Raw genomic sequence first — 13,401 nt, forward strand, 5'->3', positions numbered from 1 at the left:
GGGCCCGCCCGGCCGTCACCGCCTGTCCGTCATCACCCGTCCGTCATCACCCGGCGGCCGCCGCGCGCAACGCCGCCAGGACGCGGTCGGTGTCCGAGCCGGTGGTGCGCCAGTTGCTGAACGCCGCGCGAACGGCGGGCACCCCGCCGAGCACCGTCGGCGTCAGGAACGCCTCGCCGGAGGCCGCGACACGGCGCAGCAGCGCGTCGACGTCCTCCTGCGCGGGGCGCCCCGCGAGGGTGAAGCAGACGACGTTGAGGCGTACCGGCGCCAGCAGCCGGAAGGCCGGGTCCGCGGCGAGGCCCGCGCCCAGCCGGGCCGCCTCCGCGCAGTTGCGCTCCACGACCTCCCGGTGGCCGTCACGGCCGTAGGCGGTCAGCGCGAACCAGGCCGGCAGGGCCCGCAGCCGCCGGGAGTTCTCCGGTGCCAGGTGGACGGGGTCCGGGTTCCCGGTCGGGGCGCCGAGGTACGGCGAGGCGTTGTGGAAGGCGGCCACCTGCAAGTCCCGGCGGCGGGTGAACTGCACGGCCGCGTCGTACGGGACGTTCAACCACTTGTGCAGGTCGACGCAGACCGAGTCGGCCTCGTCGAGGCCGGCCACGAGGTGCGCGCGGTCCGGGGAGAGCGCCGCGAAGGCGCCGAACGCGGCGTCGACGTGCAGCCAGAACGGGTACCGCTCGCGCAGCGCGGCGATCGCCCGCAGATCGTCGAAGTCGACGGTGTTGACCGTGCCCGCGTTGGCGACGACCACGGCCGGGCGCCCGTCCAGCGCCGCCAACTCCTGGGCGAGCGCGGCCACGTCGACCGCCTCGCGCCCCTCCAGCGTCCGCACCTGCCGCAGTGCGCTCCGGCCGAGGCCGAGCACGGACAGCGCCTTCCCGATGCTCGAATGCGCGGCGCCGGACAGGACGTCGACCGGCCCGAGGGCGGCGAGGCCGTCGTGGCTGACGCTGACACCGCGCCGCTCCCCCACCCACTCGCGGGCGACGGCGAGGCCGACGAGGTTCGAGGTGGTGGCGCCGCTGACGAAGACCCCCGTGTGGGCCTCGCCGAGCCCGAAGAGGCTCCGCAGCCAGCCGACCGTCTCCTGTTCCAGGTCCGCCGCGGCCGAGCCGGTGCGGTTGCTGACGTTCTGGTCGAAGGTGGCCGTCAGCCAGTCGCCGGCGAGTGCGGCCGGGGTCGCCCCGCCCGTGACGAACCCGAGGTAGCGGGGGCCGGCGCTGCCGCTGAACCCCGGCTCCCAGCGTTCGGCGAACAGCTTCAACGCCCCGTCGGCGCCGCTGCCCTCCGCCGGGAGCGGCAGCGCCGGCCCCGGCTCGCCGGGCCACGCCACCGGCCGGTCCGCCAGGCCGGCGAGCGCGTGCGCGGCGTGGTCCCGCACCGCGTCGAGGAGTTCGGGCAGTCGGGCGAGGTCTTCGCCGAGTCGAGGATGCATACCGACAGCCTAGGCTCGGGCCCGGCCGGAGCCGACTCCGGTGCCGTGGGACCGGCACCCACCGCGACGGCCCGCCCGCCCAGGACCGCCCGACGCGCCCTCGGACAGGGCTTTCTGATCCCTCGTCAGGGATCGGCGCGGCAACGTCCGAGGCCCCCGCCGCCCTCACCGTCAGGCGTGCGCGTTCGCGTCCGTCGAGGAGCGCACGACCAGCTGCGGGGCGAAGCGCTCCACGCTCTCCGCCCGTTCCCGGGCGGGCGCTTGAAGCAGCGTCAGGGCGCGCTCGGCCATCGCCGCGAGCGGGTGGCGGATCGAGGTGATGGGCGGGTCGAGGAGCTCCAGGAGTTCGGTGTCGTCGAAGCCGGTGACGGCGATCTGCCCCGGGACGGAGATCGCCGCGCGCTGCAGGGTACTGACCAGCCCCACCGCCAGGACGTCGGCGCCGCAGACGACGGCGTCGACCAGCGCGTGCCGTTCGGCGATCCGGCGGCCCGCGGTGCGGCCGGCGTCGGTGGTGAAGCTGGGCAGCAGGACGGTGGTCGCGTCGGCGCCGCGGGCCTCGGTGAAGGCGGCGAGGCGTTCCGCACCGGAGGAGGAGGCCTGGTCCGCCGCCACCAGCGCGATCCGGCGCCGGCCGAGCCCTTCGAGGTGATCGAGCAGCAGGCGCATCGCGGCGGCGTTGTCGAGGGCGACCGCGACGGTGCCCGAGCCGGTGGCCCAGCGGTCGAAGAGGACGACGGGGGCGCGTCCGGCGGCGGCCCGGACCGCCGGGCCGGACGCCCCGGCGGACACCGGGACGACGAGCAGGCCGTCGACCCGCCCGCCGAGCAGGGTCTCTATCTGCTCGGCCTCGATGGCGGCGTCGTTGGCGGCGTCCGAGACCACCAACTGGCCGCCCGCGGCCCGGACCTGCTGCGCGATGGCGTCGACGAGCTGGACGAAGTACGGGTTGGCCAGCGAGGGGACGACCACGCCGATGGTGCCCGTGGTGCCGGTGCGCAGCGCCCGGGCGGAGTGGTTGGTGCGGTAGCCGAGGTGCTGGGCGGCCTCCTCGACGCGGCGGACGAGTTCGGGGTCCACGTTGCGCGGGGTACCTGCCAGGACCCGCGAGGCGGTCGCGCGGGAGACGCCGGCGGCCGCTGCCACGTCGAGGAGTCGGGGCGCTGTCACGTGGGGATCCTTGGAGGTCGGGGTCGGTTCGGACCCAGCGGATCCGAGCCGCTGGAATACGCAGCTTGAGGGTACTTGACGGCTTCCGGGTGCTGGTCCAGAGTGTGGGAGATCGATCTCCCAAGGAGTGCAGATGCCGCCCATCACCGTCGTCGGTTCGGTCAACCGCGATCTCGTCCTGACCGTCGAGGAGCTGCCGCGCCCCGGCGAGACCGTCCTCGCCCGGGACTTCGTGGAGGGCGTCGGCGGCAAGGGCGCCAACCAGGCCGTCGCGGCGGCCCGGCTCGGGTCGAGCGTGCGCCTGGTGGCGCGGGTCGGCGCCGACGCCGACGCCATCCTGCGGGCACTCGCCGCCGAGGGGGTGGACATCGAGGCGGTCCGCCCGGCTCCGGGGGCCACCACCGGGATCGCCTCGGTGGTGGTCGACGGCGCCGGCGAGAACACCATCGTGGTCAACCCGGGCGCGAACGCCGCGCTGTCGGTCGCGGACCTGCCGGCCCGGCTGTCCCGGTCGGCCGGCGAGGTGGTCCTGGTCCAGCACGAGATCCCGGCCGAGGTGGTCGCCGCCGCCGTGCTGCGGGCCCGGGAGCAGGACGGCACCGTCGTCCTCAACCCGGCCCCGGCCCGGCCGGTCGCCCCGGAGGTGCTGGCCGCGGTCGACGTCCTCGTCCCCAACCTCGGCGAACTCGCCACCCTGCTCGGCGCGGAGCGGCCCGACACCCTGGACGGGGCGCGCGCGCTGCTGGAACGGGCCGCGCTGCCCTGCCGGGCGGTCGTGGTGACGCTCGGCGCGGACGGAGCGCTGGTCAAACAGCCGGGCCGCCCCGCCGCGCACCTGCCGGCGCCCGCCGTGGAGGCCGTCGACACCGTCGGCGCCGGCGACACCTTCTGCGGGGCCCTCGCCGACGCCCTGGCCCGCGGCACCGACCTGCTCACCGCCGCCGAGCGCGCCGTCCGCGCGGCCTCGCTGGCCGTCACCGGCCGCGGCGCCCAGTCCGCCATGCCGTCCGCCGCGCAGCTCGACCCGCCCCGCGCCACCGGCTCCTGACGGACCGCCGGACCACCTGTCCCGTCCCCGCACCGCCGCGGCTCCCCCACCGCGGCGGCTCCCCGCCCTCGGCGCCACCCTCGGCACCACCACCCTCGGCACCACCACCCGGTTCACGTTCAACGGAGAACACCCCATGCGCAACCTCAAGCTCGGACTGTTCGAGAACGCCCAGACCAACGCGAGCGGCACTGCCACCTGGCGCCACCCCGACAGCCGCCGGCACCTGTTCGACACCTTCGGGTACTGGCGCGACATCGCGCGGATCTGCGAGGACGCCAAGCTGGACTTCCTCTTCCTGGCCGACGCCTGGGGCTGGTCGGAGATCGACGGGACGCGCCCGCCGATCGCCACCGAGGAGACCCTGGACCTGCCGCGCCTGGACCCGTTCGTGATCGCCTCGGCGCTGCTGGCGAGCACCACCGACCTGGGCCTGGTGGTGACCGGTTCCGTGCTGGTGGAGCCGCCGTACGCGTTCGCCCGCCGGCTGGCCACCCTGGACCAGCTGTCCGGCGGGCGGCTCGGCTGGAACGTGGTGACCACCGGCACCGCCGACACCGCGGTCAAGGCGTTCGGTATGGACATGGTGGCGCACGACGACCGGTACGAGATGGCCGAGGACTTCCTCGACCTGGTCTACAAGTACTGGGAGGGCGCCTGGGAGCCGGACGCGCTGGAGAAGGACAAGGACGGCCGGTTCGCCGACCCGGCGAAGGTGCACCTGGTCGAGCACGAGGGCCCGTACTTCCGCTCGCACGGCTACGGCAACACCGCCCGCTCCCCGCAGGGCACACCGGTCCTGTTCCAGGCCGGCGCCTCCCCGGCCGGGCGCCGGGTCGGCGGGCGGCACGGCGAGTGCATGTTCGTCGGCAGCGGCTCGGTGCGCCAGCTCGCCGGGCACACCGCGGCGATCCGCGAGGAGGCGGTGAAGGCGGGCCGCCGCGCCGACGAGGTCAAGGTGATGTCGGCGTTCTCCTGTGTGCTCGGCGCCACCACCTCGGACGCCGAGCGCCGCTGGCAGCGCGTCCTGGACGCCCAGCGCCCGGAGGTCACCGTCGCCAGCTACGCCATGTTCACCGGCCTCGACCTGTCCTCCTACGCCCCGGACACCCCGATGTCGGCGCTGTCGACCGAGCTGTCGCAGACCCAGGTCGCCCGGTTCGCCGACCAGACCGTCGGTGACGTGCTCGCCGACTGGCACACCCACGGCGTCGGGGCCCGCCCGGTGGTCGGCACCGCCGAGGAGATCGCCGACGAGATCTGCGCGCTGGCGGAGGGTGCCGACCTGGACGGCTTCCTGCTCTCGCCGACCGTCCAGCCGGCCTCGACCGTCGAGTTCGTCGAGTCGGTGCTGCCGATCCTGCGCGCCCGAGGGGTCTTCCGGGGCGAGTACACGGACGGCGAGTCGCTGCGCGAGCGGCTGACCGGCGCGTCCGACCGGGCCCTCCCGGCCAGCCACCCGGCCGCGCGTCACCGTCACTGAACCACCCCACTCGCGACGAGAGGACGGCAGAGGACCATGGCCACTCCCGCCCATCACCACCCGACCCCGCCCACCGCGTCCGGTCCCCCACCGACCGCCGCGCCGGCACCCGCGTCCGGGACCTCACCCGCGTCCGCGTCCGGGACCGCGTCGACGGAGCTGAACGCGGGGGCCCTGCGCCAGGCGTTCGGGGCCTACCCCACCGGCGTGGTCGCGATGAGCGCGCTGCGCGACGGCGAACCGGTCGGACTCGCGGTGAGCTCCTTCGTGTCGATCTCGCTCGAACCGCCGATGGTCTCGATCAGCGTGGCCCGCACCTCGACCACCTGGCCGAGGCTGGCGCAGGCGCCGGTCCTCGGGCTGAGCGTGCTCAGCCACGACCAGGGCGCGCTCTGCCGGCGGCTCGCCTCCCGCGCGGGAGACCGCTTCGACGGCACCGCCTGGCAGGCCACCCCGGACGGCGCGGTACTCGTGCACGACGCGGCACTGTGGCTGACCGCCCGGGTGAGCGCGGTGTACGACGGCGGCGACCACGAGATCGTCCTGATGCGGCTGCTCACCGCCGAACTGTTCCCCGGGGTGGAGCCGCTGGTCTTCCACACCAGCCAGTTCCGCGAGCTCACCCCCCATGGCTGACGCTCCGACGCCCCCGCTGGCCGGCACCGTGGTGCACGGCGCCGGCCGGGGGCGGGGCCTGGGCTTCCCCACCGCCAACGTCTCCCCCGACCCCGGCACCCCCGCCCCGCCGGCCGGCATCCACAGCGGCTGGCTGGTCCGCCGCGCCACCGGCGGCGTGCACCGCGCGACGATCAGCGTCGGCACCAACCCGACCTTCTGCGACACCACCGAGGTCCACACCGAGGTGTACTGCCACGACCCGTCCGACGAGGTGGGCGACCTGTACGGCGAGCGCGTCGAGGTCTGGTTCGTCGCCCGCATCCGGGAGACGGAGACCTTCGCCTCCGTCGCCGAGCTGGTGCTCGCCGCCCGGGAGGACATCCGCCGCTCGGAGGCGCTACTGGACTCCGAGCACGGGCGGCGCGTCCTCGCCCTCCTCTCCTGATCCCCCCTCAGCACCCCACCGCTTCACCGCCCCGCAGCTTCACCGCCCCACCGCCCCACCCCGCTCGGCGCGCGTCCCCGCTCTCGCGACCGTGCCCCGCGCCCACGCGCCCGGTCGGCCCCGCTCCCCCGCTTCGGCGGGGCCGACCGCCCCTCCCCCACCTCGCTCCGCACGAACAAAGGTGTGAGTCATGAGCGCATTCCAGTGGTTGAACGAGCAGTTCGACTTCTTCGGTCTCCCCGTCTACTGGTCCGACTTCCTGGGCAACATCCTGGCGCTCGCCACCGTCTGGCTGGCCCTGCGACGCTCGCTGGTGGCCTGGCCGGTGCAGATCCTCGGCTCGGTCCTGCTCCTGATCGCCAGCCTGAACGTGCACCTCGGCGGCAACGCCGCCCGGCAGATCGTGATCATCGTCTCCGCCTCCTGGGGCTGGGCCACCTGGAAGCGCAGCCGCGAGCAGGAGGGCACGATCAACGTCCGCTGGGCCTCCTGGCGCGAACGCACCGTGCTGGCGGCCGCGATGGTCCTGGGCACGGCCGCGTTCGGCCTGGTGCTGAAGGGCACGGACGCCTCGTTCTACCCCGGGGCGCCGTGGTGGATGGTCCTCGCCGACGCCTGGATCTTCATAGGCTCGATCCTCGCCATGTACAGCCAGGCGCGGCGCTACGTGGAGTTCTGGTTCGTCTGGCTGGCCGTCGACCTGGTCGGTGTGCCGCTCGCCGTCCACTCCGAGCTCTACTTCTCCGGCATCGTCTACGGGATCTTCTTCGTCATGGTGCTGCTCGGCATCCGCGACTGGGCCGCCCGGAGCACGCCGCAGGAGATCGCCTCGCCGCTGGAGTCCGCCGTGGTGGTCGAGGGCCGGGACGACACCCGCCCGGCCGGTGACTCCGGCACGCCGTCCCGCGTGCGCGCCCAGGACGGCTCCGGCGAGGTGAGCGGCAGCCGCTGACGGCGGCGGCCGGCCGGCGCGGCGACCGGCGCGGCGACCGGCGCGGCGACCGGCGCGGCGACCGGCGCGGCGACCGGCGCGGCGACCGGCGCGGCGACCGGCGCGGCGACCGGCGCGGCAAACCTCGCACGCGGCGCGAGGTTTGCCGCGCCGGATCGCGGTCAGAAGGACGGCAGGGCGTCGCGCCCCCCGAGGAGGCCCTCCCCCCGGCCGACCGGGATCCGCGCGCGACCCCCGTGCGGTCCCCCGGGCCGTCGCCATCCCCCCGGCGACGGCCCGGGGCCCGCCCTCCCCGCCGTCGACCGCCGCGCGACCGGACGATCCGCTCCGCCACCGGGCTGGTGCGCACGTCCAGCGGCCGCGAGTCCTCCGGGGGCATGAGGGAGAACCGGGTCGCCCCGGGCGCCGTACGCCGGCGGGCCCGGGTTGACGAACTCGGTCGCGAAGGAGACCTTTGCCGTCGGCAGGCGCCGGAAGGCCGCGATCAGCTCGGCGGTACCGTCGCGGATCAGGGCGTCCACCGGTCGGCGAGGCGCTCGGACTCGCGGCGGACCGGGGGTGCTCCGGGTGTTCGTCACCGTCCGGCGCGCGGATCGGTTCGACTCCGGTCCGCCGACCGGGGTCACCTGGAGGCGGCCTGCTCCAGGAGGTCGAGCGCGCCCGCGAGACTCCTCGGGCACGCGACACCGGCGGGGAGCCGGGCGCGGTCCCACCCCGGCCCGGCGGCGACGACCAGTGCCCGCACGCGTGAACCGCTGGGGCCCCAGGCGCGCTCCGCGGCGCTGAGCAGCAGTCTCCGGTCAGCGGTGGTGCGGTCCTGCGACCAGAGCATGACCGCCCCCGGGCCGGTGCGGCGCACGGCTTCCAGCAGCGCCTGCGGCGGAACGGCGGCGCTCAGCATCCGGAACGGCAGACCGTTCTCGGCGAGGCCGGCCGCCGTGGCGTCGAGCGGCAGGGTGTGCAGCTCGGTCGGCATCGCCGCCAGGATCACCGGGGGGACCGGCCGGAGCGCCGCCGGCCGCACCGCCGCGTCGCGCAGCACGGTGGACACGTGCCAGGACAGGAGGTGTTCGACCTCGATGTACTGCTCGCCGTCCACGGCCCACTTGCGTCCGGCCGCGCGCAGCGCGGGCATCATGACCTCCGTCCAGGCGTCCACCGCGCCGAGCGCGTCCATCGCCTCGCGCAGGACCCGGGACACCTCGGGCGCGTCCAGCCGGACGGCCGCCCGGGCCAGTCCCCGGCACAGCGGGCTGACCGCCCCGAGGCGCAGTGCCCGGCTGCCGCCCGGGCCGCGCCCGGCCGCCGAGGCTTCCGCGGGACCCTCGCACGGCTCCTCGGCCGCGGCCGTCGGACTCGGCCGCTCCGGTGCCCCGGCATCGCCGGCCAGGACGGTCCGGGCGGCTTCGCCCGGGGGGATTCCGCGCGCGGTGAGACGGCACATGGCCTCCAGGACCGCGATGTCCCGGGGCCTCCACCGCCGGTGGTGCCCCGGTGCGCGGTGTGACGGTCCGATGCCGTAGCGACGCTCCCACGAACGGATCGTCGTGGGGGACACGCCGAGGCGACGGGCCACCGCCCCGGTGGACTCCCCCGCGTCCGCGTCGGTGGGCCCGTGCGCCCCGGGCGCGTCGGTGGGCACATGCTCGGGGCGCACCGGATCCCGGGGGCCGCGTACCGTCACCATCCAGCGATCCGCCCCACCGCGAAGCCCACGCAGCTGACCACCAGGGCGGCGATGACCAGCAGCGGTATCCAGCCGGGCCACGCCGTGCGCAGTTCGAGCGACTCGGGGGTCGAGATACCCGCGCAGGTGGAGCCCTCGCACTCGGGTGTCTCGGCGGGAGCCGTGACCGGCACCGGGCGGTGTTCAGCGGCCTCCACGTGATCGGTCAGAGCCATGATGTCCTCCCACCTACGGAACGGTCGCGGCGTCCCGGCCGTGGAAACCCACGTTCCGGAGCCGACGGCGGGACGGGCCGCACCGGTGATCGACCGGTACGTCCGATCCACACGTCGATGATTCCGCACCACCCTGCCGCCGGACCAGTCGCAGCGTTCCCGCACCGGTTCCCCGCCACCGGTGCGCTCCGAGTCCGGTCGTGGGCGCCTCACCAGCCCGCGGTCCCCGCGCCGCCCTTGAACGGGCCGGTGATCTCGCTGGTGATCCAGCCTCCGTAGAAGTCCCCGTCCTGGGCGAGCACCGCTTCGCCGTCCACGGTGCAGTCGTCCGCCCGGCCCGGATAGAAGGCCAGGAAGTCGCGGAGTTCCCGGTAGCCGGGCAGCGGATCCGGATAGCTCCAGGCCGCGGACGGCGCCTGCCGGGCACCCACCCGCAGGTCCCAGTACCGGGCCCGCCCCTTCCACTCGCAGACGCTCGCGCCCCGGCCCTCGGTGAGCAGACCGGTGGCCACGTCGGCGGGCGGCAGGTAGTACACCGGCGGGTGACTCGTCTCCAGCACCCGAAGCGCCCGGCTGCTCGACGCGACGAGCATCCCGGCGAACCGGACCTCGACCAGTCGCCCGGGCACCGGTTCGACCGCCGGCGGCCGCGGGTAGTCCCACACGGACTCACTACTGCGTCGCGTCGCCGCCATGCCGGCCTCGCCCTCTCATCGGTCGCTCTCCCTCGTCCGCTTTCCTTCGGCAGCCTCCATCGCCGTGGTGACCGCTCAGCCGGCCTCGCTCCCGTACGCGGCCCGGAGCCTGATCAGGCCGTCGCGGATCCGGGTCTTGACCGTTCCGAGCGGGACGCCCACGATCCGGGCGATCTGCCGCTGTGAATAGCCGCCGTAGTACGCGAGGACGACCGACTCGCGCTGGGCACCGCTCAAACCGGCCAGCGCCGTCCGCACCCGCGCCCCTTCCAGCATCCGCTCCACCTCGTCGACAACGGAAGGGTGGCCGGCCGGTTCCCAGTTGGTCACCCGCTGGTCCCGCTCGGCCGCCGCACGCACCGACCTCACCCGGTCGACCGCCCGGCGGTGCGCGATCGTCAGCACCCACGCCAGGACCGATCCCCGCTCGGGCCGGTACGAGGCGGCGGTGCGCCACACCTCGATCAGCACCTCCTGGGCGACCTCCTCGGCATGGGACGGACTGCGCAGCGTGCGCAGCGCGATGCCGTGGACCGGCCCTGCCAGCGCGTCGTAGAGCCGGGCGAAGGAGTCCTGGTCACCGCGGGCCACGGAGGTCACCAGGTCGGCCAGTTCACCGGCCGACACCTGCGGCCGTGCGGGTGGCCGGTCGAGGAGTCGCGGCCCTGTCTGGAGCGTCATGCGGTCACCGTGCGCGACCCTGGTCCGTTCGGGCGACTCGCAGCGCTTCCGCACCGTTTCGGCGGGCACGGGAAGGCGCGGGAGCAGGCGCGGGAGCAGGCTCCCCGGCTGGTTCCGCGCGCTCGCCTCCACCACGACCAGGGGCTGCTCGCCGCCGATCACCGGACCGCCCGGGCCGTCGCCGGACCGCGGCGCCTCGACAGCCTGCCCGACGGCCTGGCCGCCGCACGGCCCGCGGCCGGTCCCCGCCCTGACCCGCGCCCGGCCCCACCGGCCCGGCTCCGTCAGACCGTCGTGGCACCGGCCGGGACGGGCGGCAGGTGGAAGCCCACCTCGGCGCCGCCACCCGGGGCCGAGGCCGTGAAGACCTCGCCCCCGTCGGCGGTGACGAGGTCGTGGACGATGGCCAGGCCGAGCCCGGAGCCGGGCGTCGACCGGGTACCGGCGGCGCGGTGGAAGCGTGCGAAGACGGCCTGCGCGTCGTCGACCCGCTCGGCCCCGGCGTAGGTCTGACCGACCATCACCGCTCCCCCGCCGCCCGGTGTCGCCGGGCTCCCCGGTGCGGAGGAAGGCGGTGGCGACGGTGACCGCGCAGCCGGTGGAGTCCGGCTCAGGGTGTGGCCGGTGTTGGGCACGGACACGAAGACGCTGTCGCGGAACACCGCCCCAGGCGGGAGTTGACGGCCGGGGTGTTGGTGTCGCGGTCGCCGGAGAGCACCAGGTCGGGGACGTCGGGCAGGTCAAGGCGACATCCTGGGGCCGGGCGGTGCCCCGGCGCGGCCAGGTCAGGCAGGCGTCGGCGCCGTCGGTCTGCCCCTCGGTGTAGCCCTTGACGCTGAACGCGCCGAAGTCCGCGGGGTCCGCGGCGGCCAGGGCACGCTGGTACTGGCGACGGCACTGCGGCAGCGGGGCGTCGTGGTCCCAGGCGCGGGCGTAGTCGTTCTTGGTGTCCGCGGGCCACCGTGTCCGCCTGTTCGGCGGTCGGTGGCGAGGACGACACTGCACGGCGCGGGTCAGCCGTTCGACAGAGCAGCGGCAAAGGCGGGTAAGAACAGGTCCGAGGGCGTCGGGCGCCCCGAGAACCGACCCCCGCCGCAACCGCCGCACCCTCCGAGGAACGACCGCCGGCTCGTCGACGTGGTCGGCCGCTCCGGCGGCGGGTCCGGCACCGGTCCGGCGCTGGTCACCCCAGGCGTAGGCTCTCGCCTGATTACAGCCGTCAAGAGAGGTAGAGATGGGCCAGAAGATCATCCGGTTCTCGGACCTGACCGGCACACACGTGGAGAACGACGACGACCTGGTGCGCATCGTGGTCCGCCAGCACCCCGACCTGGCGGACGGTCCGGTCGAGATCGAGGCACTCGGCAGCGAGCTCGCCGCGGTGGAGGAACTCGCGCTCGACCTGGTGACGATAGAGCTCCACTACCCGGACACCGACGAACCGGAGACGGTCGTCATGGAGGCCGAGGCGTTCAACCAGTTGGCCTCCGCCACCCCGATGACCGAGGTGCTGCGCGGTGCCAAGCGGGTGGCCCCGGCCGTCCCCAGCCAGTCGCAGACGCCGGCCGGGGCCAGGGAGCGGGTCAACTACGCGAGCCCGGAGCACGCCGGCAGGCCGCACAAGGGCCGCACCACCGACGCCGAGAAGCAGGTCGTCCGGCAGCACCTGGACGAGATCAACGAGCGGCTGGCCACCGAGGGCGTCCGCACGATCGACCTCGGCAACGCGGAACACGTGGCCCGGTACGGCTTGGAGGCCCTGGCCCAGGAGCGCGGCCTCACCCTCGGCTGACCGCCCGGAGCCGTGACCGCCTGACCGCGGGCGGGGCCGGCGCCACCACCACGGCGCCGGCCCGCTCCCCCGGACGGCCGCCCCCAGCGCAGCGTTCTTCCCCTCCGGAGGGCTCCGGGCCCGATCGAGCGTGGGGGAGGAATCCGCAGGGCGCCCGTCACCGCCACACTCCGGACGAACCGGCTGTCACCTGCGGGAACGCCGCCGCCCCGCCCGACCCGTGCCCGGGTCGGCGGTCAGCGGTCAGCGGTCAGCGGGTGCTGCGCGTCGACCGGCGCGGTCATCCGGGTGGTGCCGCCGACGAGGGTGATCCGCGGGTCGGTGACCTGGTGGGTGGTGCCCCCGCCGCCGAACATCGCGAGGATGGCATCGACGAGGGCGTCGCGGCCGGTCATCGCCGGCGGCCGGCCCAGTGCGCGGCCACCTGGCGAAAGGCCGGCTCCGCGTCCACGGCGAAGGCCGAGGCGAGGAGCTCACGGTCCTTCAGGTCCTGGCCGAGGGCGAACCGGTAGACGGCGTCGGCGCTCTCGGCACGATCGCGTGGTTCGGTGATCACGGCGGCGGTGTCGCCGGGCAGCGCGGTCAGAGCCGGCAGGGTGCGGCCGGTCGTGGTGTCCCCCGTGGAAGACGCTCGGCGTGACATCGCCCCGCTCTGCGGCAGCGACAGCTGCCGCACAACGGCCGTCTCCGCAAAGATCGTTCGCTCCGATCTGACGACGGGAGGCACGTGATCGAGCGGCACGAGGTGGAGTCCGACCGGTCGCGCCCGGCCCGACGGCCGCGAGCGTCGAGGAGGCACTCACCCTCGTCGCGGCCGGTCAGGGAGCCCTCGTCGTCGGCACCCACGCCCGGCGCCACGACCCGCGCCCCGGTGTCGCCTACGTCCTCCCCACCGACGCGCCGCCCCTCGCACGGGGGTTGATCCGGCCCGGCGAGCATGCCACCTCCCGTGTCCGTGCCCTCGCCGAAGCCGCGAGACCGGTCTGATCGGCCAGCACAGGCGAGGTCCGGGAGGCCGTCCAGCACCCACCGTCACCGGTCGCGTCGGTGTCACCGGCACCGGCGGCGAGGCCGGTGACGCGGCCGGTGACGACCCCACGGCCCGGCCGGACGCCGATTGTCAGTGCCGGATGAGACGGTGGTGGATCAGCAACCACGCGGAGAGGTCGAGAGGATGACG

General features: G+C 75.2%; 15 protein-coding genes. 6 read left to right on the forward strand and 9 right to left on the reverse strand.

Going from position 1 to position 13,401, the window contains the following annotated elements:
• Nucleotides 1-46: 46 nt before the first annotated feature.
• Nucleotides 47-1,435, reverse strand: coding sequence for a pyridoxal phosphate-dependent decarboxylase family protein (locus ACIQTO_RS10360; RefSeq protein WP_402385596.1), 1,389 nt, complete (start codon nt 1,433-1,435; stop codon nt 47-49).
• A 171-nt stretch (nt 1,436-1,606) separates the two neighbouring features.
• On the reverse strand, nt 1,607-2,605 hold the full coding sequence (locus tag ACIQTO_RS10365; RefSeq protein WP_402385598.1) for a LacI family DNA-binding transcriptional regulator: 999 nt from the start codon (nt 2,603-2,605) through the stop codon (nt 1,607-1,609).
• Between the two features lie 133 nt (nt 2,606-2,738).
• Here ACIQTO_RS10365 and ACIQTO_RS10370 point away from each other — a divergent pair, with 133 nt between their 5' ends.
• From ACIQTO_RS10370 to ACIQTO_RS10390, 5 genes are all read left to right on the forward strand, one after another.
• On the forward strand, nt 2,739-3,653 hold the full coding sequence (locus ACIQTO_RS10370; RefSeq protein ID WP_402385601.1) for a ribokinase: 915 nt from the start codon (nt 2,739-2,741) through the stop codon (nt 3,651-3,653).
• 136 nt (nt 3,654-3,789) lie between these two features.
• Nucleotides 3,790-5,136, forward strand: a complete 1,347-nt coding sequence (locus tag ACIQTO_RS10375; protein WP_402385604.1) for an NtaA/DmoA family FMN-dependent monooxygenase — start codon at nt 3,790-3,792, stop codon at nt 5,134-5,136.
• Between the two features lie 36 nt (nt 5,137-5,172).
• Entirely contained in the window at nt 5,173-5,772 is a 600-nt protein-coding gene (locus ACIQTO_RS10380) for a flavin reductase family protein (RefSeq protein WP_402385605.1), read from the forward strand.
• Nucleotides 5,765-6,199 (forward strand): riboflavin kinase, encoded by a 435-nt coding sequence (locus tag ACIQTO_RS10385; protein WP_402385608.1) that lies wholly within the window; start codon nt 5,765-5,767, stop codon nt 6,197-6,199. Before ACIQTO_RS10380 ends, ACIQTO_RS10385 begins: the two co-directional genes overlap by 8 nt.
• A gap of 190 nt (nt 6,200-6,389) precedes the next feature.
• Nucleotides 6,390-7,151 carry a nicotinamide riboside transporter PnuC gene (locus ACIQTO_RS10390; protein ID WP_402385611.1) on the forward strand — a complete coding sequence of 254 codons (762 nt, stop codon included), beginning with the start codon at nt 6,390-6,392 and terminating at the stop codon, nt 7,149-7,151.
• Between the two features lie 622 nt (nt 7,152-7,773).
• Here ACIQTO_RS10390 and ACIQTO_RS10395 read toward each other — a convergent pair.
• The 5 genes from ACIQTO_RS10395 to ACIQTO_RS10415 all read right to left on the reverse strand — a co-directional run bounded on the left by ACIQTO_RS10395 (nt 7,774) and on the right by ACIQTO_RS10415 (nt 10,950).
• Nucleotides 7,774-8,838 carry a MerR family transcriptional regulator gene (locus ACIQTO_RS10395; RefSeq protein ID WP_402385614.1) on the reverse strand — a complete coding sequence of 355 codons (1,065 nt, stop codon included), beginning with the start codon at nt 8,836-8,838 and terminating at the stop codon, nt 7,774-7,776.
• Nucleotides 8,832-9,053 (reverse strand): hypothetical protein, encoded by a 222-nt coding sequence (locus ACIQTO_RS10400; protein WP_402385616.1) that lies wholly within the window; start codon nt 9,051-9,053, stop codon nt 8,832-8,834. The genes ACIQTO_RS10395 and ACIQTO_RS10400 overlap by 7 nt, the downstream gene beginning before the upstream one ends.
• A gap of 209 nt (nt 9,054-9,262) precedes the next feature.
• Entirely contained in the window at nt 9,263-9,718 is a 456-nt protein-coding gene (locus ACIQTO_RS10405; protein ID WP_402385619.1) for a DUF427 domain-containing protein, read from the reverse strand.
• Between the two features lie 105 nt (nt 9,719-9,823).
• Nucleotides 9,824-10,429: an ECF RNA polymerase sigma factor SigK gene (sigK, locus tag ACIQTO_RS10410; protein WP_402385622.1), complete on the reverse strand. Its 606-nt coding sequence runs from the start codon at nt 10,427-10,429 to the stop codon at nt 9,824-9,826.
• A 284-nt stretch (nt 10,430-10,713) separates the two neighbouring features.
• Nucleotides 10,714-10,950 carry an ATP-binding protein gene (locus ACIQTO_RS10415; protein ID WP_402385625.1) on the reverse strand — a complete coding sequence of 79 codons (237 nt, stop codon included), beginning with the start codon at nt 10,948-10,950 and terminating at the stop codon, nt 10,714-10,716.
• Between the two features lie 713 nt (nt 10,951-11,663).
• Here ACIQTO_RS10415 and ACIQTO_RS10420 point away from each other — a divergent pair.
• Nucleotides 11,664-12,221, forward strand: coding sequence for a hypothetical protein (locus tag ACIQTO_RS10420; protein ID WP_402385628.1), 558 nt, complete (start codon nt 11,664-11,666; stop codon nt 12,219-12,221).
• Between the two features lie 236 nt (nt 12,222-12,457).
• On the opposite strand, the gene ACIQTO_RS10425 is transcribed toward ACIQTO_RS10420, so the two are convergent.
• Nucleotides 12,458-12,616 carry a hypothetical protein gene (locus ACIQTO_RS10425; protein WP_402385631.1) on the reverse strand — a complete coding sequence of 53 codons (159 nt, stop codon included), beginning with the start codon at nt 12,614-12,616 and terminating at the stop codon, nt 12,458-12,460.
• Nucleotides 12,613-12,864 carry a hypothetical protein gene (locus ACIQTO_RS10430; RefSeq protein WP_402385634.1) on the reverse strand — a complete coding sequence of 84 codons (252 nt, stop codon included), beginning with the start codon at nt 12,862-12,864 and terminating at the stop codon, nt 12,613-12,615. The genes ACIQTO_RS10425 and ACIQTO_RS10430 overlap by 4 nt, the downstream gene beginning before the upstream one ends.
• Nucleotides 12,865-13,401: the final 537 nt, after the last annotated feature.

This window comes from Kitasatospora sp. NPDC091207, from assembly GCF_044768625.1.
GTDB lineage: Bacteria > Actinomycetota > Actinomycetes > Streptomycetales > Streptomycetaceae > Kitasatospora.